This window comes from Pseudomonas taiwanensis DSM 21245 (genome assembly GCF_000425785.1).
Taxonomy (GTDB): domain Bacteria; phylum Pseudomonadota; class Gammaproteobacteria; order Pseudomonadales; family Pseudomonadaceae; genus Aquipseudomonas; species Aquipseudomonas taiwanensis.
Map to the genome: position 1 here is coordinate 1 of NZ_AUEC01000035.1, position 18834 is coordinate 18834.

The window sequence follows — 18834 nt, forward strand, 5'->3', positions numbered from 1 at the left end:
GCTGTCAACCTTCTTGCCAACCGCCACCGACTTCGAGATCGAAGCCCTTCCGATACTACCTGAAAATTTAACTCTTTGATTAACAAAGCGTTTCTTTTTCGACCACGTCGGAAGAGGTGCGCATTATAAGGGGATTCGAAGGCCCGTCAACCCCCCCCTGTCGCAGAAACCCACACCCCCCCCTCATAGAGAAGCAATGCTTGCGGCCCGACCGATCAATTGCGCACTATAGTGCACATCACCCCTCTCCCAGGATCGCAACACAGCAATGAACACCCAATCCCGCAGTCTGGCCGCCACCCTTTTCCCGATAGGCCTGCTGCTTATTGCCATGGCATCGATTCAATCTGGCGCCTCGCTTGCCAAGAGCATGTTTCCGATCATCGGCGCACAAGGCACTACCACACTGCGGCTGGTTTTTGCGTCCGTGATCATGCTGCTCATCCTGCGCCCCTGGCGAGCACGCATTACCGCCACCACGCTGCGCAATGTGATCATCTATGGCATGGCGCTGGGCGGCATGAACTTCCTCTTCTATATGTCCCTGCAAACCGTCCCTCTGGGCATCGCCGTAGCACTGGAATTCACCGGCCCCCTGGCCGTGGCGCTGTTCGGCTCACGTCGAGCCATCGACTTCCTGTGGGTTGGCCTGGCCACTCTAGGGTTAGTGCTACTGATCCCTGCCGGCCATGGCGGCCAGTCGCTGGACCTTGTGGGTGCCACCTACGCTCTGGGAGCTGGCGTGTGCTGGGCGCTCTATATTCTGTTCGGCCAACGTGCCGGCGCCGAGCACGGTATCCAAGGGGCTGCGCTGGGTGTAGTGGTCGCCGCCATCTTCGTGGCGCCTATCGGTATCGTCCACGCCGGCAGCGCCCTGCTGACACCTGCCGTGATCCCGCTAGCCCTGGGTGTCGCCATCCTGTCGACCGCCCTGCCCTATAGCCTGGAAATGATCGCACTCACGAAAATGCCCGCGCGCACCTTTGGCACCTTGATGAGCATCGAGCCTGCGGTCGCCGCGATGTCAGGGCTGGTGTTCCTGGGCGAGGTCCTGACATTCACTCAGTGGCTGGCCATCGCGGCGATCATTACCGCTTCGGTGGGTGCCACACTGTCGATGCGCAGGGAAGCGAATCCTCCTGTCGCCGCCGACTGATATGAGAAATATTTTCATTTGAGACAGGATTAACCATTGTGGGCGCCCGCCGTGCTGATTAAGCTGTCACAGAATCATCATGTTTACGCTATCTACTGAGCCGAACACGGACGCTGGGGACATTTCAGGAAGAATTGACGCAATTACGACAGGGCGACACCTGACAAGCCCTGCACAGTAAGGACAGGAATGAAACGTATTTTGGTCATCCTGGCCATCTTCGCTATTGCTGGATGTGCCGCCACAGCCAAGACTGAGGTCAAGAGAGGGAAGAAGGGCCTGCATATCAACTGCTCGGGGCTCTCCTCTTCATGGGACAACTGCTACAGCAAGGCCGCAAACTCGTGCAGCAAGCGAGGCTACAAAGTCATCGCGCGGTCCGGGGATACCGATGAAGAACCCGGGGATTACCTGTTCGGCATCAATCCCGCCGGCTATACCAGCCGCAGCATGATCGTCATCTGTAAATAAGGAAGGGCAGCCCAAGTGCTGCCCTTTTTCGGTCGTGCAGAGGCTCACGTCACAACGGAGTTGTTCGCGCCTCCAGCCAAGTCAGTGCGTCACCCTGCAACAGCGGCGCGAGGCGCTCACGAACGATTAGGTGATAGCCATTCAACCATTCGCGTTCCTCCTCGGTTAGCGACTCCGGGACAAGGCAACGTGTGTCGATCGGGCACAACGTCAAGGTCTCGAAAGACAGGAAGTCGCCGAACACACTCTTGCCCGCCTCACGGGTTGCCACCAAATTCTCGATTCGCACCCCCCAAGCACCCGGCCGGTAGGTGCCTGGCTCGATCGAACTGATCATCCCTGCCTGCATCGCAGTCTGCGGAGCCGCCGCCGCTTGGTAGGCAATCACCTGCGGACCTTCATGCACGTTCATGAAGTAGCCCACGCCATGCCCGGTACCATGGCCATAGTCGACCTGGTCAGCCCAGATCGGTGCACGCGCAATGGCATCAAGCAGCGGCGACAGGATGCCCCGTGGAAAGGTGGCGCGGGACAGCGCGATCATCCCCTTGAGCACACGCGTGCAGTCCTTTTTCTGTTCAAGACTCGGGGTACCCACAGGAACCATCCGGGTGATGTCGGTGGTGCCGCCAAGGTACTGCCCTCCGGAGTCTATCAACAGCAGGCCATCGCCCTCGATGACCGCATGGGACGCTTCGGTCGCGCGGTAATGCGGCATGGCACCGTTACCATTGAAGGCGGCAATGGTCGAGAAACTCAGCGAAACGAAGCCTGGACGACGTCGACGCGCAGCGCTCAATTTCTCATCGACAGTCAGCTCGGTTATCACCTCTTGGCCCTGCTGCGCCTCGAACCAGGCGAAGAATTCGCACAAGGCCGCTCCATCCTGCTCCATGACCTGCCGAATATGCCGCAGTTCCTCATCGCTCTTGCGCGATTTGCTAAGCGTCGTCGGGTTCAAACCTTCGATCAGTTGCACCCCTGCGTCCAGGTTATTCAACAGGCCGCAGGTCACGCGCGCCGGATCGACCAGCAGCCGGCTGCCGTGTGGCAGTCGCTTCAATGCCTCGTGGACCGCGCTGTAATCACGTACTTCGATGCCATCCACTTCAAGCACATGACGCAAATGCTCATCGAGCTTGCTGGCCTCCACGAACAGAATTGCCTGGTCCTTGCCAATAAGTGCAAAGGCAACGAAGACCGGGTTGTATGAAACATCGCTTCCGCGCAAGTTGAACAGCCAGGCAATGTCATCCAAGGTCGCGATGAAATGCCAGTCTGCTCCCTTCTCCTGCAAGGCACCACGCAACTGGGCAAGTTTCTCGGCCCGGCTGACCGTGGCATAAGGAGGCAGGTGCTGATAGACCGGGTTGAAGGGCAGTTGCGGGCGCCCCTCCCAGACCTCTTCCAGCAGATCCTTGTCAGTGACAAGCCGCGCTTCGCGGGCTTTTAGCCGATCTTGAAGCTGTCGCGACGAAGCCAGAGCCATGACCGCCCCATCCACGGCCACCGTGCCATCGAACGGAATATGTTCTCCCAACCATTCCAGCGCCCCAGGCTTGCCCGGCATCAGCTTCATCAGTTCGATGCCGCTTCCGGCCAGCTCTTTCTCGGCCTGCTCCCAATAACGGCTGTCGACCCATACCCCTGCAAAGCCTGCAGTCACCACCAAGGTGCCCACCGAGCCGTCAAAACCCGACAGCCAACGGCGCCCCTGCCAATAACCGGGCAAGTACTCGGACAAATGGGGGTCGGCCGAAGGCACCAGCAGGGCATCGACACCCTCCCGCGCCATGACTTCGCGCACGCGCGCCAGGCGCTCCGGCACACTTTGCTCAATCGTGGTCTGAACGTTCATGCGCACTCCTGCGGACACATCTTGGTTATTCCAGGATGAGGATAATGGAACAGCAGCCACGGTGTCGCAATCGTGGCGTCGACTCACGGCATGCAATGCCCATGACGCCCTGTAGGAACGAGACACTGCCTACGATCGAGCGGGACCACCGATCAGTTCCGGCTGAACTTACCGCAAGCCACAGCTTCACAAACTCTATATTCATCGCGCTCAGGCGGAAGCACATGGCACGTGTCACCGAGAAAACCACCGTGGTACTGCTCGACACCCGCGAGCACACCCCGGAACACGAACACAGCGTGCATCTGAAACTGGCCCAGGGCCTGGCCCAACTGCTGGGGTGCGAGACGGTCCTGTCCGACCTGCCACCGTCGCAACACGAGCAGTGCTACTACCTGCCTACCGAAACGCTGATCGACCCGCAACGGTACACGGCGCTGGGCATTCACAGCGCGCGTGACCTGTTTGGCGGTTTGGTCAGCCATCCCTACATGGCGACGAAGGCAATCTCCCATCCACTGCCGGCAAATGCCAGCTTCCCGCCCGGCTGGACCGACGACTTTGCCCGACAAGCCAGCGATGCGCTGCTGTGCGGCTACACCGTATTCAGCAAGTCCGATGCCCGCCGCGCAGCCCAGTTGTTGCTGCGCGACGGGCCAGTGCGGATCAAACCCGTCCTGTCGCGCGCCGGGCGTGGCCAGAAAGCCATCAGCGAACTGGATGGACTGGAACCGCTATTGGCCAGCATGGACGACAAGGATCTGGCACTTTGGGGTCTGGTGCTTGAGGAAGACCTGAGCGACATACAGACCTTCAGCGTCGGCCAGGTACAGGTCGCAGGCCACACCTGCAGCTATCACGGCACCCAGCAGTTGACCCGTGATCACCAAGGGGAAGAGGTCTACGGCGGCTCAGAACTGGTCGTGGTACGTGCTGATTACCACGCCTTGCTGCAACTGCCCCTGGAAGACCATGTGCGCCTGGCGATCCGCCAGGCCATGATTTACGAGGAAGCCGCAGAGCAGCACTTTCCCGGTTTCATCGCATCGCGGCGCAACTATGACATCGCACGCGGGAGCAATGGCCAAGGCCGCCTGCGCAGCGGCGTGCTCGAGCAATCGTGGCGCGTCGGCGGCGCCAGCAGTGCAGAACTCCTGGCACTGCAGGCTTTCGCCGACGACCCGGCACTGCAGCAGGTCTGCGCCTCGACCCACGAAGTTTTCGGGCAACTTGAACTACCCACTGACGCCACCCTCTTCTACCAAGGAAACGACAGTGAACTCGGACAACTCAGCAAATTCGCACGGATTCGCCACTATGAGTATTCAGAGTGAATCCGTTGATCTGCAGGTCGAAGGCGACAGCATAGCCGGCACTCTTGTCAGCCCCGGCAACAAGATGCCAGGCATTCTGTTCGTCCACGGCTGGGGCGGTAGCCAGCAACGGGACCTGGCCCGCGCCAGACAGATTACGGGACTTGGCTGCGTGTGCATGACCTTCGACCTGCGTGGCCACGAAAATACCGCTAGCCAACGCCTGACCGTCACGCGCGAGCAGAACCTCCAAGACCTACTGGTGGCCTACGACCGCCTGGCCGGCCACCCGGCCGTCGATAGTAACGCTATCGCCATCATCGGAAGCAGCTACGGAGGCTACCTGGCAACCCTGCTGACCTTGCAGCGGCCCGTAAAATGGTTGGCCTTGCGCGTACCGGCAATGTACTGGGACGAGGATTGGCATAGCCCCAAGCAAACCCTCGACCGCCAGCGCCTCAACGCCTACCGCCAGCGCCCGCTTGGCCCGGACGACAACCGCGCCCTGGCGGCCTGTGCAGCGTTTCGCGGCGACGTGTTACTGGTCGAATCAGAGCAGGATGACTATGTCCCTCATACGACGATGATGAGTTATCGCTCAGCGTTCGTCAGCGCTCACTCGCTCACCCACCGCATTGTCGATGGAGCCGATCACGCGCTTTCCAGCGAGGAGAACCAAAAAGCCTACAGCTCGATCCTGACGGCGTGGATCAGCGAAATGGTGATCGGTGCACGCCTCGACCGCTACCCGCATTATGCCCCGTGGTATGCCTGACCCTCACCGATCTGGCAGTGCAGGTCTCCATCGGCGTCGCGCACCAGGCTGCACAATGCCTGGTAGGCGGCAAAGTTGACCCCCCGGGCCCGGTGTAGGCTCAACAGGTCGAAGAACGGCTCCTCGGCAAAGCACTCTGCAGCCGCTGCCCAGGCTTGGCGGGACTGCCATTGCAGGCACTGCAGCACCCGACTGCCATCGTCGCTGGTCTGGATGCTGACCCCTTGCAAGTCTTTGCAACGCACAGCCAACTCTTCGCTGCGCACGACCAGCGCCTGGGCCAACGCTGCCTGATGCGAGGCGGGCACTTGGTATTCGATCATCTGAGTGAACCACAGGGTTTGCGGTGTGGCTGTCATCAGCAGTCTCCTTGTCGAGGGCACTTGCTACAAGATGTTCGGCAGGGTAAAACCTCCAGTTAACTCAAGGTCAAGAGCTTTTTTAGCATGCCAAGCAAGCCCCCTATCGCCGCTGACAAGCTGCTCAGTGTTGGCCAACTGGCGGCACGCAGCGGTGTCGCGGTGACGGCCCTGCACTTCTACGAGACCAAAGGGCTGATCCAGAGCACCCGCAACGCCGGGAACCAGCGCCGCTACTTGAGGGCGATGTTGCGTCGAGTCGCGGTGATCAAGATGGCCCAGCGCCTGGGCATACCTTTAGCCGAAATTGCCGAGGCCCTTGCCGAGCTGCCCAGCGACCACACCCCCACCGCCGAGGACTGGCGGCACCTCTCCGCACGCTGGCGCCAGGACTTGAATCGGCGGATCGACGAAATGATCAGGTTGCGCGACCAGCTCGATGGCTGCATCGGCTGCGGCTGCATGTCGTTGAAGGATTGCCCCTTGCGCAACCGTCAGGATCATCTGGCAGAAGAAGGCCCAGGGCCGCATCTGCCCTGATCAAGGCAACACGAATCTTCGCCGGTACTCGCTGGGCGTCAGGCCAGTGACTCGCTGAAACACCTTACGAAAGGCGCCCGGATCCTGGTAGCCCACGCCCCAGGCAATCTGCTCAACCGTACGCCGGGTGAATTCCAACATCCGGCAGGCCTGCCCAACTCTCACTTGCTGGCAATATTCGGTCGGCCTGAGCCCCGTGGCGGCACGAAACCGCCGCAGAAACGTGCGCGCCTCAAGCCCGGCGCAGGCGGCCATGCTTGCCAGGTCGGCGTCGTGGGCTGCTCCGGCCTGGAGCCAGTGCTGAACCCTGAGCACAGCTTCGTCACCATGATCCAGGCTCGGGCTGAACAGCGCCCCCGGCATTGGCGTGGAAACCGGCTCGACCGACAGGTAGCGTGCCGTCTCGCACGCCACCGAGGCGCCAAGATAACGCTCAAGCAGACGCAGCCCCAGCTCAGTCCAGGCCATCAAGCCGGCTGACGTCATGATGTCGCCGTCGTCCAGCAGCGGCTGATTGGCCTCCACACGCACCTTGGGGAAACGCTGGGCCAAGGTATGCGCGTAGTTCCAGTGGGTACTGGCCGCGCGCCCGTCGAGCAGCCCGCTGGCGGCAATGAAGAACACCCCGATGCACACCGACGCCAATACCGTACCCCGGTCATGCCAGTGACACAGTGGCAAGCGGTGACGCTCCAGTACCTCAGGCACTGGCATCGACTCCAGACTCGGCGGAATGATCAGCACCCGCAGCCCATGCCCTTCGCGCCCCGGCTCATCGGCAATACAGCGCAATTGCCCGGTCTCGTCCAACTGCCAATGGCTGACACGCACGCGTGGCAGGTCGTCAGCCCCCAACTCGGCCGCCACACGGTTGGCAACGGTGAACAGGTCATCGAGGCCATGCACCGCCGCACGCTGTGCGCCAGGATAGATCAGCAGGCCGATCTCCAGGCTGCCAGGGTTGTCAGTTTTTGCCGCCATAGTGTCGTTCGCGCCAATCCTCAGGTCAGTGCGTACAGCCTATAACTATGGCCTGACAACGACTACTGCCACAGGAGGCAACATGAGCAAGCACGCCCTGATCATCATCGATATCCAGAACGACTACTTCCCCGGCGGCAAGTGGCCTCTCGACGGTGTCGAAGCCGCTGCCGACAACGCTGCACGACTGCTCGCCGCCGCCCGTGCGCGACGCGATCTGGTGGTGCATGTTCGCCACGAGTTCGAAAGCGCTGATGCACCGTTCTTCGCCCCTGGCTCGACCGGTGCCCACTTTCACAAGAAAGTCGCCCCCCTGGACGGTGAGCCAGAGGTGCTCAAGCACAAGGTCAACGCGTTCCTCGACACCTCGCTCAAGCGCACCCTGGATCAACACGGTGTAAAAAGTCTGACCATCGTCGGCAGCATGAGTCACATGTGCATCGACGCCGCTACTCGTGCCGCCGCCGACTATGGCTATGCAGTCACGGTGGCGCACGATGCCTGCGCGACGCTGCCACTGGAGTTCGATGGCAAGCAGGTTCCAGCGGTCGATGTGCATGCCTCGGCCATGGCCGCACTGGCATTCGCCTATGCCAAGGTGTTGAAGACCGACGACTTGCTGGGGCAGTGAAACCGGACCATACCTACGGTCAGATCACTACATTACGCACGAACCGCGTGGGCACGTTTCCATCATTGCGGTAGGCGTACCGACAGTTGCTGGGAAACACATGGAACTGGCCGACCTGCAAGCAGTGCTCGGCCCCTTCGATGATCAGGGTCAGTTGCCCTTCAGCCACGTAGATCTGCTCGCTCCACCCTTCTGCGTCGGCTTCGCTGCGGTAGCACTCCCCCGGCGCGAGGGTCCACTCCCAGATCTCGACCTCTCGTCGGGCCGCACTGCTGGCCAGCAGCACGGCCTTGCTCTGCGGGTGCTCACCGGCCCAGGCCAGCTCTTCGATGCGGCTTGGGTCGCGGTGGTCAGGCGCCTGGATCAACGTGCTGAACGCCACGCCCAGCGCCTCGGCGATCAAGTCGAGGGTGGTCAGGCTGACGTTCTTTTCCCCGGCCTCTATCGCCACGAGCATGCGCCTGCTAACCCCGGAGCGCTCCGCCAGGGCACTTTGGCTGAGCCCCAGGCCGTTACGCAAGCGACGGACGTTTTGGCTCACGTGTTGAAGCACCGATGAACGGTGCGCGGAATCTTTGTGCACTATATTGCTCACTGGAAGAGGTTGCGCAGTATACTGCCCACTTTGCGGCGATTGTGCGCCGCCCCCTCCGAGTGCGCAAGACCATGAACCAGCCAGACACCGCCCCAAAGACGTCGTTATCTTTACGCCTGAGCAAGGCCGAACTGGTCCTGGTGTTCATCACCATGCTCTGGGGTGGCACCTTCCTGCTGGTCCATAACGTGATGACCGTCAGTGGCCCGATGTTCTTCGTCGGCCTGCGTTTTGCCGCCGCCGCCCTGTTCGTCGGCCTGGTATCGGCGCGCGCACTGTCGGGCCTGACTTTCACCGAGCTGAAGGCCGGCATGCTGATCGGTGTATCCATCATGCTCGGCTACGGCCTGCAGACCATGGGTCTGCAAACCATCAGCAGCAGCCAGTCGGCATTCATCACCGCACTTTACGTACCCTTCGTCCCGTTGCTGCAATGGCTGGTGCTCGGGCGTCGACCTGGCCTGATGCCGAGCATCGGCATCTGCCTGGCCTTCGTCGGCCTGATGCTGCTGGCCGGCCCGGAAGGCGGCGCCCTGCATTTCAGTGAAGGGGAACTGGTCACCTTGGTCAGCGCCGTGGCCATCGCTGGCGAGATCATCCTGATCAGCCGCTATGCCGGCCAGGTCGATGTGCGCCGGGTGACCGTGGTGCAGTTGGCCACCGCTTCGTTGCTGTCGTTTCTGATGATCGTTCCGACCCAGGAGCGCATTCCCGACTTTTCCGGGTTGCTGCTGGCCAGCGCCTTGGGACTGGGCGCGATGAGCGCGGTCATTCAAGTGGCCATGAACTGGGCCCAGCAATCGGTATCGCCGACCCGCGCCACCTTGATCTACGCGGGCGAGCCGGTCTGGGCCGGGATCGTCGGGCGCATCGCTGGCGAACGTCTGCCGGGCGTGGCGCTGATCGGCGGCGCTCTGATCGTATTGGCCGTGATCGTCAGCGAGTTGAAGGTCCGCCGCGGTGACGCGGCCGACCACGCCTCGGATGAAACCCTTCAGCACGAACGTGAAGGCAGCCGGTAAAGCGCGTAACAGCAGCTATGCTTTGTAAAAAACTGTTATAAAAAAACAGCTTGTCACACCGGTTTTGTACGATTCTGCGACAGCTTGCGTGTTGGTGATCAACTGCTCGGCACGTATGATCCTTGGCAAACCTCTCCAGAATAGAACGCTATGTCATTGATAGTGCTATTGCTTCTGCCGTTCGTGGGCAGTTGCCTGGCAGCCGTGCTGCCGCACAATGCACGTAACGCCGAGTCCATCCTTGCCGGGCTCGTAGCCTTGGTCGGTACCGTCCAGGTAGCACTGTTGTACCCGCAAGTCGCCCATGGCGGGGTAATTCGCGAAGAACTGCTATGGCTGCCAAGCCTGGGCATGAACCTGGTGCTGCGCATGGATGGCTTTGCCTGGCTGTTCTCGCTGCTGGTGCTGGGCATCGGCACCCTGGTGTCGCTGTACGCCCGGTACTACATGTCGCCACAAGACCCGGTACCGCGCTTCTTCGCCTTCTTCCTGGCATTCATGGGCGCCATGCTCGGTTTGGTGATTTCCGGCAACCTCATCCAGCTGGTGTTCTTCTGGGAGCTGACCAGCCTGTTTTCGTTCCTGCTGATCGGCTACTGGCACCACCGCGCCGATGCTCGCCGGGGGGCCTACATGGCGCTGATGGTCACCGGCGCCGGCGGGCTGTGCCTGTTGGTCGGCGCGCTGCTGCTCGGCCATGTGGTCGGCAGCTATGACCTGGACAAGGTGCTGGCCGCTGGCGAGACCATTCGCCAGCACGCGCTCTACCCGGTGTTGCTGCCACTGATCCTGATCGGCGCCCTGAGCAAGAGTGCGCAGTTCCCCTTCCAGTTCTGGCTACCCCACGCCATGGCTGCGCCCACGCCCGTGTCGGCATACCTGCACTCGGCAACCATGGTCAAGGCCGGGGTGTTCCTGCTGGCCCGTCTGTGGCCGGTACTCTCAGGCAGCGAAGAGTGGTTCTGGATCGTCGGCGGTGCCGGCGCGCTGACCCTGCTGCTTGGCGCCTTCGCCGCGATGTTCCAGAACGACCTCAAGGGCCTGCTGGCGTACTCGACCATCAGCCACCTCGGGCTCATTACCCTGCTGCTGGGCCTTAACAGCCCGTTGGCTGCCGTAGCGGCGGTGTTCCACATTCTCAACCACGCCACCTTCAAGGCGTCATTGTTCATGGCCGCCGGCATCATCGACCATGAAAGCGGCACCCGCGACATTCGCCGCCTCAGCGGCCTGATCCGCCTGGTCCCCTACACCGCCACGCTGGCCATGGTCGCCAGCGCCTCGATGGCCGGCGTACCGCTGATGAACGGTTTCCTGTCCAAAGAGATGTTCTTCGCCGAGACGGTGTTCATCTCCTCTACCGCCTGGGTCGAAGCCGCATTACCGGTGATTGCCACGCTGGCGGGCACCTTCAGCGTGGCCTACGCCCTGCGTTTCACCGTCGATGTGTTCTTCGGCCCAACTGCGCAGGACTTGCCGCACACCCCGCATGAACCGCCGCGCTGGATGCGTGCCCCCGTGGAACTGCTGGTGCTCACCTGCCTGGTGGTGGGCATTTTCCCAGCCCAGTCGGTCGGCCCATTGCTGGCGGCGGCTGCACTGCCGGTGGTAGGTGGAACCTTGCCCGAGTACAGCCTGGCCATCTGGCACGGCTGGAATGCCCCGTTGATCATGAGCCTGATCGCCATGAGCGGGGGCATCGTGTTGTACCTGCTGCTGCGCAACCAATTGCGTCGCGGTCGTTTCCCTTACCCACCACTGATCGAACGGTTCAACGGCAAGCGCTTGTTCGAACACGGCCAGGTCCGACTGATGCTGCTGGCGCGGCGCATCGAACGGCTGTTGACGTCCCGCCGCCTGCAGGCGCAACTGTTCATGCTGGTGCTGGCAGCCTTCCTGGCCGGGCTCACGCCGATGCTTTACAGCGGCCTGAGCTGGGGTGACCGTCCGAAGATCCCGGGTTCTGGCGTGTTCGTCGCCCTGTGGCTGATCGCCATCGCCTGCGCCATCGGGGCCGCCTACCAGGCCAAATACCACCGGTTGGCGGCGTTGATCATGGTCAGCGTCTGCGGTCTGATGACCTGCATAACATTCGTCTGGTTCTCGGCACCGGACCTGGCACTGACCCAGCTGGTGGTCGAAGTGGTCACCACCGTGCTGATACTGCTCGGCCTGCGCTGGCTGCCGCGCCGTATCGAGGGCGTCTCGCCGCTGCCCGGCAGCCAGGAGCGTGCGCGTCTGCGGCGTCTGCGCGACCTGCTGCTGGCGGTGCTGGTCGGCGCGGGCATGGCGGCGTTGTCATATGCCATGCTGACCCGGCCGACCCCCAACGACATTTCATCGTTCTACCTCAGCCGCGCCCTGCCCCAGGGCGGCGGGACCAATGTGGTCAACGTGATGCTGGTCGACTTCCGCGGCTTCGATACCCTGGGGGAAATCACCGTACTGGTCGCCGTGGCCCTGACCGTGTTCGCCCTGCTGCGCCGCTTCCGCCCGCCCAAGGAAAGCATGCAGCTGCCTGCACAACAACGGTTGCTGGCACCAGACGTGGTCACCGACCTGATCAACCCGCGTCATGCCGCCGATACCGCACTGGGCTTCATGATGGTGCCAGCCGTATTGGTGCGCTTGTTGCTGCCGATCGCCCTGCTGGTGTCGATGTACCTGTTCATGCGCGGCCACAACCAGCCAGGCGGCGGTTTTGTCGCCGGTCTGGTGATGTCTGTGGCGTTCATCCTCCAGTACATGGTTGCCGGGACCCAGTGGGTCGAAGCCCAGATGAGCCTGCGGCCGCTGCGCTGGATGGGTACCGGCCTGCTCTGCGCCACCCTGACCGGGGTCGGCGCAATGTTGCTGGGTTACCCTTTCCTGACCACCCATACCGCTCACCTGCACCTGCCCGTGCTGGGTGACGTGCACGTGGCCAGCGCCTTGTTCTTCGATGTCGGCGTGTACACCGTCGTGGTTGGTTCGACCTTGTTGATCCTCACCGCCCTGGCGCACCAATCGGTCCGCGCCTACCGCCCGGCCAACCCGTCGAAATCCAGCCAAGCAGGAGCCGCCTGATGGAAGAAGTCATTGCAATCGCCATCGGTGTGTTGGCCGCCTCTGGAGTGTGGCTGATCCTGCGTCCTCGCACCTATCAGGTGATCATGGGCCTGTGCCTGCTGTCCTACGGCGTAAACCTGTTCATTTTCAGCATGGGTAGCCTGTTCATCGGCAAGGAGCCAATCATCAAGGACGGCGTCACCCAGGACCTGCTGCACTACACCGACCCACTTCCCCAGGCCTTGGTACTCACTGCCATCGTCATCAGTTTCGCCATGACCGCGCTGTTCCTGGTGGTGCTGCTGGCCTCCCGTGGCCTGACCGGCACCGACCATGTCGATGGCCGGGAGCGTGAAGAATGACTGGAGCGAGCCAACTGATCGTCGCGCCCATCCTGCTGCCATTGCTCACGGCAGCAGTGATGCTGTTGCTGGGCGAGAAACATCGCCAGCTCAAGGCCCGCCTGAACCTGCTGTCCAGCATCAGCGGCCTGGCCATCGCCATCTACCTGTTGCTGTGGGTGCGCACCCAAGGTCAGGCGGAGTCCATTGGTGTCTACCTGCCTGGAAACTGGTCGGCACCGTTCGGCATCGTGCTGGTTGTCGACCACCTGTCTGCCCTGTTGCTGACCCTGACCGGGGTCATTGCTGTGAGCGCCCTGATGTTCGCCCGTGCCCGTTGGGACAGTGCCGGCGCCAGCTTCCATGCGCTGTTCCAGATCCAACTGATGGGCCTGTACGGGGCGTTCCTGACCGCCGACCTGTTCAACCTGTTCGTATTCTTCGAGGTGCTGCTGGCAGCTTCCTACGGTCTGTTGTTGCACGGCTCGGGCCGGGCACGGGTCAGGGCTGGCCTGCACTACATCGCCATCAACCTGTTCGCTTCGTCGTTGTTCCTGGTGGGCGCGGCGATGCTCTATGGCGTAACCGGCACACTGAACATGGCCGATCTGGCCCTGAAGATACCGCTGGTGCCCGAAGCCGACCGTGGCCTGCTGCATGCTGGCGCCGCGATTCTGGCCATGGCGTTTCTGGTCAAGGCCGGCATCTGGCCACTGAATTTCTGGCTGGTACCCGCCTATGCCTCAGCCAGTGCTCCGGTGGCGGCGCTGTTCGCCATCATGACCAAGGTCGGGCTGTACGCGGTGTTGCGCCTTTGGACCTTGCTGTTCTCCGGCCAGGCCGGGGCCTCGGCGCACTTCGGTGGCCAGTGGCTGGTCTATGGTGGCCTGGTGACGCTAGCGGTGGCGGCAGTGTCGATTCTTGCTGCGCAACGCCTGGAACGGCTGGCTGCCCTGAGCATCCTGGTCTCCGCTGGTACGCTGCTGGGCGCGATCGGTTTCGCCCAGCCGGCCCTGATCGGCGCTGCGCTGTTTTACTTGGTCAGCTCGACCTTGGCCCTATGCGCACTATTCCTGCTTGCAGAACTGGTCGAGCGTTCGCGCTCGGCCAACGAACTGCCCCTGGATGAAGAGGAAGATGCCATTCCGCCGCCGCTGGAGTCGCTGCACCCTCCAAAAGGCATCAACCTCGACGATGAACAAAAGGCCGTGATCGGCCAGATCATCCCATGGACCATGGCCTTCCTGGGCCTTAGCTTCATCGCTTGCGCACTGCTGATCATCGGCATGCCGCCGCTATCGGGCTTCATTGGCAAACTCAACCTGATCAGCGCCCTGTTCAATCCACAAGGGCTTGGCACTCCGAGCGAACAACCGCTGAGCGCGGCGGGCTGGGGGCTGGTGGCACTGCTGGTGCTGTCTGGCATGGCTTCTCTGATCGCCTTCTGCCGCGTCGGTATCCAGCGCTTCTGGAAGCCCGAGGAACGTCCTTCACCGGTACTGCGCCGCTTCGAATACCTGCCGATCGTCATCCTGCTTGGCCTGTGCATCATCCTGAGCTTCAGGGCCGAGCCTGTGCTGCGCTATACCCAGGACACCGCTGCCAGCTTGCAAGCACCCGATGCGTACATAGAAGCCGTGATGGCCGCACGCCCGATACCGGGCCCCACCACGCTCGACGGGCAGGTGCAACCATGAGCCGACTATTCCCTGCCCCGCTGCTGTCCCTGTCGCTGTTCGTGCTGTGGCTGCTGCTCAACTTATCGGTGAGCGCCGGCAACCTGCTGCTTGGCGCAGCCCTCGGCATGCTGGCGCCTTTGCTCATGGCCCCTCTGCGGCCTCAGCATGCCCATGTGCGACGGCCGCTGGTCATCGCCAGGCTGATCTTCCGGGTAGGTATCGATGTGATCGTGTCCAACCTGTTGGTCGCACGCGGCGTGTTGCGCGCAGGCAAGCGACCACCCCGCTCGGCATTCGTGCACATTCCGCTGGATCTGCGTGATGCCCATGGCCTGGCGGCGTTGTCGATGATCACCACGGTCGTGCCTGGCACCGTCTGGTCAGAACTGGCCCTGGACCGCAGTGTGTTATTGCTGCATGTGTTCGACCTTGAAGACGAACACGCCTTCATCGAACACTTCAAGCACACCTACGAACGCCCGTTGATGGAGATATTCGAATGACAGGCCTGCTTGCCAATGCAGTCCTCGCCAGCCTGTTCATCTTTGCGTTGGCCATGGCCCTGGCGCTGATCCGGCTGTTTCGTGGCCCGTCCGCCCAGGACCGAGTCCTGGCGCTGGACTACCTGTACATCCTGGCGATGCTGATGATGCTGGTGCTCGGCATTCGCTATGCCAGCGATACTTATTTCGAGGGCGCCTTGCTGATCGCGTTGTTCGGCTTCGTCGGCTCGTTTGCCCTGGCCAAGTTCCTGCTGCGCGGCGAGGTGATCGAATGACGGACACCCTGGACTTGCCTCTGTGGCTTGAGCTTGTCACCGCCGCACTGCTGCTGACCAGCAGCCTGTTCGCCCTGGTGGGAGCCTTGGGCTTGTTGCGCCTGAAGGACTATTTTCAGCGTATGCACCCACCGGCACTGGCTTCCACTATCGGCGCCTGGTGCGTCTCTCTGGCCTCGATCCTTTATTTCTCGTGGCTCAAGGAGGGCCCGGTACTGCACGCCTGGCTGATTCCGATCCTGCTGTCGATCACGGTACCGGTAACCACACTGCTGCTGGCCAGGGCCGCGCTGTTTCGCAAACGGATGTCGAAGGAAGCGGTGCCTGAGGAAATCAGCAGCCACAAAAATCACGACCACTGAGCAGCCGCCTTTCTACCCCTCGCTCAGACGCTGCAATTCACGCCGCACCATCGCGGCATAGGGTGCTGGGCTCAGCTGATAGAGCTGGCCCGCTACCCAGGCCAACCAGGCACCCTGCATCCGCTCCCGCTGTGCCAACAGATGCTCGGCCTGCGCGGTGGCTTGCGCCTGATACCGCAGATGAAACTCGGCCCGGCTCTGGGGCGTAACGGCGCTTTCACTCATTCACTGGCCTTGAAGGTGGTCAACTCACCCTTACGCCATTTCGCAACCTTGCCGGTCACGGCCTTGAGCAATTTGCCCAGCCCTTCCTGAACTTGTTGCTGGGCGGCGAACACCAGCATCACGCCGTGGCCTTCGCGAAACACGATGCCTTCACCTTCAGGGACGGAAACGAACGCATAGTCACCTACGCCATAGACATTGAGCTTGATGTCACGAAAGCGCATCTCCAGCTTGCCGCCTTCGCGACTGGGCAATACCGCAGCCCGGAAGTGGTCACCCACCTTCAACTCCAAACGTTGCTTGTCGTCGACGACCAACGCACTGTCGGTGTCGATTTCAGCCATGTACAAACCTTCGGGGCTTTGCTCGGTGACATAGACAAAACGCCCCTGAAACAGTTTGACGAGCCTTGCGCGCAAGTCGCCCAAGGCAAACAGAGCGTGGGTATCAAGAGTACTGACTGCCAATGAAGTGATCCTCAAACCGTTTACATCCGCACTCACTCTTCGTGCAAGAGGCGCGGCCAATTCATGTCGATAGACAAAGATTAATAACGCAATACACGAGATGTCTGTGCCTGCAGACGCTGCTGCATGCAGGAATCGTTACTCTGACTTGCCAGATCTGGCCTAAGTGCAGGCTTTCGGCATATTCCCCTCGGGGAAGCGTAAAGTCTGACAGCAAAAATGCCAGAAAAGATGCGACAGATTGCGACAGGCCCCTCGGCAGAATGGGCGCTGGAATCTATCGGTGCATTACGTAGGCGGAAATATGCACGAAAACACCAAAATCCGTCGAGAGAAAAAGAGGTTTTTTCTTACGCCGCTGGGCGCAATATCCTACTTAGGCGGCTCGCCCCTTATCCAATTGCTGTAACCATGCCACCTGGCACTCGACCGCTTCGGCACGGCTGGCGAAGGCAGTGCCCCGGCGTTCGCCGTTGACCAGTACCACCCAGCACACCCGCCGCCCCTGCGCCTGCAACATTGCAGGTACGCCAGAGCCAATCATCACGGCTACATCGACTCGGCTATTCATCATTCCCTCCGGAATTTAATTAGCAACCTAACGATGAGCCCATGATACGCCTGCCAAGGTGCCGGAAAAAGCGCGCTTCAGCACAGCTGTATTGCGCCGATGGCAACAAATCTTTCGCAAACGACAGTCACGCAAAAAGCCCCAGGGATCGCTCCGTGGGGCTTGGTCAGACGCGTCGACTCAGATCTGGCGCTGGTGACGGTCGAGCTGCTCGTGACGCTCTTGAGCTTCGATGCAGTATTTGGTGGTCGGACTGATCAGCAGGCGCTGCAAGCCGATAGGCTCACCGCTGTCGTCGCACCAGCCGAAGCTTTCGTCAGCGATACGGCCCAGGGCCATTTCCAGCTGCGGCAGCAGGCGCTGGTCACGCTCGATGGCATTGACCAGCCAGTGGCGCTCTTCTTCGACCGAGGCCACATCGGCTGGATCCGAAGGGGTATCCAGGCTTTCGATGGTGGCGCGGCTCAGCTCGATGCGTTCATGGGTTTCGACTTTCATCGCCTGCAGCAAGGCAGTGAAGAATGCCAGCTGTTCAGCGTTCATGTAGTCATCGGCCGACATGGCCAGCAACTGTTCCTTGGTCATCGATTTCTCTATGAAAAATGTGCATTGGGCGATTCGGGTGCCGCCAGCGCCTTGGCGCGGGCAGCGGAATTCTTCAAGCGCCAACCGGCACTCTTTTACAGGGGGCGGCAGTCTAAGGCGCCACGTCGCCCGGAGCAACTGCAATCACAAGGGAATTTGACCGAAATGGCCTGGATTCCGCCCATCGGCAGATCCAGGCAGGGCCGACCCACGACCTTTGCTGGTCGTGGGAGGCCAGGGGAAGAGGCGCGAAAACCTGCCGTGGCGCCCAGGCCACGACAGGGTTGTACTCAACGGTCCTTGAACTGTGCTTCGCGCTTGCCGATGAAGGCCGCCATGCCTTCCTTCTGGTCTTCGGTGGCGAACGCAGCGTGGAACACGCGACGTTCGAAGCGAACACCTTCGCTGAGGGTGACTTCGAAGGCCCGGTTGACGCTTTCCTTGACCATCATGCTCACCGGGATCGATTTGCTGGCGATGGTCGCAGCCACCTTCAGTGCCTCTTCCAGCAGCTCGGCCTGTGGCACCACGCGGGCCACCAAACCTGCGCGCTCGGCCTCCTCGGCGCCCATCAGGCGGCCGGTCAAGCACAGCTCCATGGCCTTGGCCTTGCCCACTGCACGGGTCAGACGCTGGGTGCCGCCCATGCCCGGCAGTACGCCCAGGTTGATTTCCGGTTGACCGAACTTGGCGTTGTCGGCGGCCAGGATGAAGTCGCACATCATCGCCAACTCGCAGCCCCCGCCCAAGGCAAAGCCAGAAACAGCCGCGATGATCGGCTTGCGTCGATTGGCAATGCGGTCGGCATCGCTGAACAGGTCGTCGACATAGATCTGCGGGTACTGAAGCTCGGCCATTTCCTTGATATCAGCGCCGGCGGCGAAGGCCTTGGCGGAGCCGGTCAGGACCACACAGCCAATGTTGGGGTCACGTTCGAGCTGGTCCAGCGCCTGGTTGATCTCAGCCACGATCTGCGCGTTCAGCGCATTGAGCGCCTGGGGGCGGTTGAGGGTGATCAGGCCGACCTTGCCGTGGATGTCCAACAGGATGGTTTCGAATGCCATGCAGGATGCTCCT

Annotated in this window: 22 protein-coding genes; 13 read left to right on the forward strand and 9 right to left on the reverse strand. The window is 61.5% G+C overall.

Features of this window, described 5'->3' with window-relative positions:
- Positions 1–268: 268 nt before the first annotated feature.
- On the forward strand, positions 269–1156 hold the full coding sequence (rhtA, locus tag H620_RS0115800; protein ID WP_027907618.1) for a threonine/homoserine exporter RhtA: 888 nt from the start codon (positions 269–271) through the stop codon (positions 1154–1156).
- Positions 1157–1345: 189 nt separating this feature from the next.
- The gene (locus H620_RS0115805) at positions 1346–1627 is read left to right on the forward strand and encodes a hypothetical protein (protein ID WP_023379779.1); all 282 of its coding nucleotides are present in this window, start codon (positions 1346–1348) and stop codon (positions 1625–1627) included.
- Between the two features lie 49 nt (positions 1628–1676).
- Here the strand turns inward: H620_RS0115805 and H620_RS0115810 are convergent, their stop codons facing one another.
- Positions 1677–3485, reverse strand: a complete 1809-nt coding sequence (locus H620_RS0115810) for an aminopeptidase P family protein (RefSeq protein ID WP_027907619.1) — start codon at positions 3483–3485, stop codon at positions 1677–1679.
- Positions 3486–3709: 224 nt separating this feature from the next.
- Here H620_RS0115810 and H620_RS0115815 point away from each other — a divergent pair, with 224 nt between their 5' ends.
- Positions 3710–4819, forward strand: a complete 1110-nt coding sequence (locus tag H620_RS0115815) for a DUF3182 family protein (RefSeq protein WP_027907620.1) — start codon at positions 3710–3712, stop codon at positions 4817–4819.
- Positions 4803–5573 carry an alpha/beta hydrolase family protein gene (locus tag H620_RS0115820; RefSeq protein ID WP_023379776.1) on the forward strand — a complete coding sequence of 257 codons (771 nt, stop codon included), beginning with the start codon at positions 4803–4805 and terminating at the stop codon, positions 5571–5573. Before H620_RS0115815 ends, H620_RS0115820 begins: the two co-directional genes overlap by 17 nt.
- Here H620_RS0115820 and H620_RS0115825 read toward each other — a convergent pair.
- Positions 5552–5932: a hypothetical protein gene (locus H620_RS0115825; protein ID WP_027907621.1), complete on the reverse strand. Its 381-nt coding sequence runs from the start codon at positions 5930–5932 to the stop codon at positions 5552–5554. The two genes, H620_RS0115820 and H620_RS0115825, sit on opposite strands and share 22 nt — an antisense overlap.
- A gap of 87 nt (positions 5933–6019) precedes the next feature.
- On the opposite strand from H620_RS0115825, the gene soxR reads away from it, so the two are divergent.
- The gene (gene soxR, locus H620_RS0115830; protein ID WP_027907622.1) at positions 6020–6472 is read left to right on the forward strand and encodes a redox-sensitive transcriptional activator SoxR; all 453 of its coding nucleotides are present in this window, start codon (positions 6020–6022) and stop codon (positions 6470–6472) included.
- On the opposite strand, the gene H620_RS0115835 is transcribed toward soxR, so the two are convergent.
- Positions 6473–7453, reverse strand: a complete 981-nt coding sequence (locus tag H620_RS0115835; protein WP_023379773.1) for a GlxA family transcriptional regulator — start codon at positions 7451–7453, stop codon at positions 6473–6475.
- An 82-nt stretch (positions 7454–7535) separates the two neighbouring features.
- Between H620_RS0115835 and H620_RS0115840 the strand changes: the two genes are divergently transcribed.
- Entirely contained in the window at positions 7536–8084 is a 549-nt protein-coding gene (locus H620_RS0115840) for a cysteine hydrolase family protein (protein ID WP_023379772.1), read from the forward strand.
- 19 nt (positions 8085–8103) lie between these two features.
- On the opposite strand, the gene H620_RS0115845 is transcribed toward H620_RS0115840, so the two are convergent.
- On the reverse strand, positions 8104–8667 hold the full coding sequence (locus tag H620_RS0115845) for a helix-turn-helix domain-containing protein (protein ID WP_027907623.1): 564 nt from the start codon (positions 8665–8667) through the stop codon (positions 8104–8106).
- A gap of 83 nt (positions 8668–8750) precedes the next feature.
- Here H620_RS0115845 and H620_RS0115850 point away from each other — a divergent pair, with 83 nt between their 5' ends.
- From H620_RS0115850 to H620_RS0115880, 7 genes are all read left to right on the forward strand, one after another.
- Positions 8751–9701, forward strand: a complete 951-nt coding sequence (locus tag H620_RS0115850) for a DMT family transporter (protein ID WP_023379770.1) — start codon at positions 8751–8753, stop codon at positions 9699–9701.
- Positions 9702–9851: 150 nt separating this feature from the next.
- Complete coding sequence (locus H620_RS0115855) at positions 9852–12767, forward strand: monovalent cation/H+ antiporter subunit A (protein WP_027907624.1); 2916 nt, start codon at positions 9852–9854, stop codon at positions 12765–12767.
- The gene (locus H620_RS0115860; RefSeq protein WP_023379768.1) at positions 12767–13111 is read left to right on the forward strand and encodes a Na+/H+ antiporter subunit C; all 345 of its coding nucleotides are present in this window, start codon (positions 12767–12769) and stop codon (positions 13109–13111) included. Before H620_RS0115855 ends, H620_RS0115860 begins: the two co-directional genes overlap by 1 nt.
- Entirely contained in the window at positions 13108–14787 is a 1680-nt protein-coding gene (locus H620_RS0115865; RefSeq protein WP_023379767.1) for a monovalent cation/H+ antiporter subunit D, read from the forward strand. The genes H620_RS0115860 and H620_RS0115865 overlap by 4 nt, the downstream gene beginning before the upstream one ends.
- Positions 14784–15272, forward strand: a complete 489-nt coding sequence (locus H620_RS0115870; protein ID WP_023379766.1) for a Na+/H+ antiporter subunit E — start codon at positions 14784–14786, stop codon at positions 15270–15272. Before H620_RS0115865 ends, H620_RS0115870 begins: the two co-directional genes overlap by 4 nt.
- A complete protein-coding gene (locus tag H620_RS0115875) occupies positions 15269–15547 on the forward strand; it encodes a K+/H+ antiporter subunit F (RefSeq protein ID WP_023379765.1) in 279 nt (92 codons plus the stop codon). The genes H620_RS0115870 and H620_RS0115875 overlap by 4 nt, the downstream gene beginning before the upstream one ends.
- Positions 15544–15909: a Na+/H+ antiporter subunit G gene (locus tag H620_RS0115880; protein WP_023379764.1), complete on the forward strand. Its 366-nt coding sequence runs from the start codon at positions 15544–15546 to the stop codon at positions 15907–15909. The genes H620_RS0115875 and H620_RS0115880 overlap by 4 nt, the downstream gene beginning before the upstream one ends.
- A 12-nt stretch (positions 15910–15921) precedes the next feature.
- Here H620_RS0115880 and H620_RS0115885 read toward each other — a convergent pair whose 3' ends face one another.
- The 5 genes from H620_RS0115885 to H620_RS0115905 all read right to left on the reverse strand — a co-directional run bounded on the left by H620_RS0115885 (position 15922) and on the right by H620_RS0115905 (position 18821).
- Positions 15922–16134 (reverse strand): hypothetical protein, encoded by a 213-nt coding sequence (locus tag H620_RS0115885; protein WP_023379763.1) that lies wholly within the window; start codon positions 16132–16134, stop codon positions 15922–15924.
- Entirely contained in the window at positions 16131–16601 is a 471-nt protein-coding gene (locus H620_RS0115890; protein ID WP_023379762.1) for a hypothetical protein, read from the reverse strand. The genes H620_RS0115885 and H620_RS0115890 overlap by 4 nt, the downstream gene beginning before the upstream one ends.
- A 376-nt stretch (positions 16602–16977) precedes the next feature.
- On the reverse strand, positions 16978–17172 hold the full coding sequence (locus tag H620_RS0115895) for a hypothetical protein (protein ID WP_023379761.1): 195 nt from the start codon (positions 17170–17172) through the stop codon (positions 16978–16980).
- A gap of 180 nt (positions 17173–17352) precedes the next feature.
- Positions 17353–17757, reverse strand: a complete 405-nt coding sequence (locus H620_RS0115900; protein WP_023379760.1) for a TraR/DksA family transcriptional regulator — start codon at positions 17755–17757, stop codon at positions 17353–17355.
- A gap of 290 nt (positions 17758–18047) precedes the next feature.
- Positions 18048–18821 carry an enoyl-CoA hydratase gene (locus tag H620_RS0115905; protein WP_023379759.1) on the reverse strand — a complete coding sequence of 258 codons (774 nt, stop codon included), beginning with the start codon at positions 18819–18821 and terminating at the stop codon, positions 18048–18050.
- Between the last annotated feature and the right edge of the window lie 13 nt (positions 18822–18834).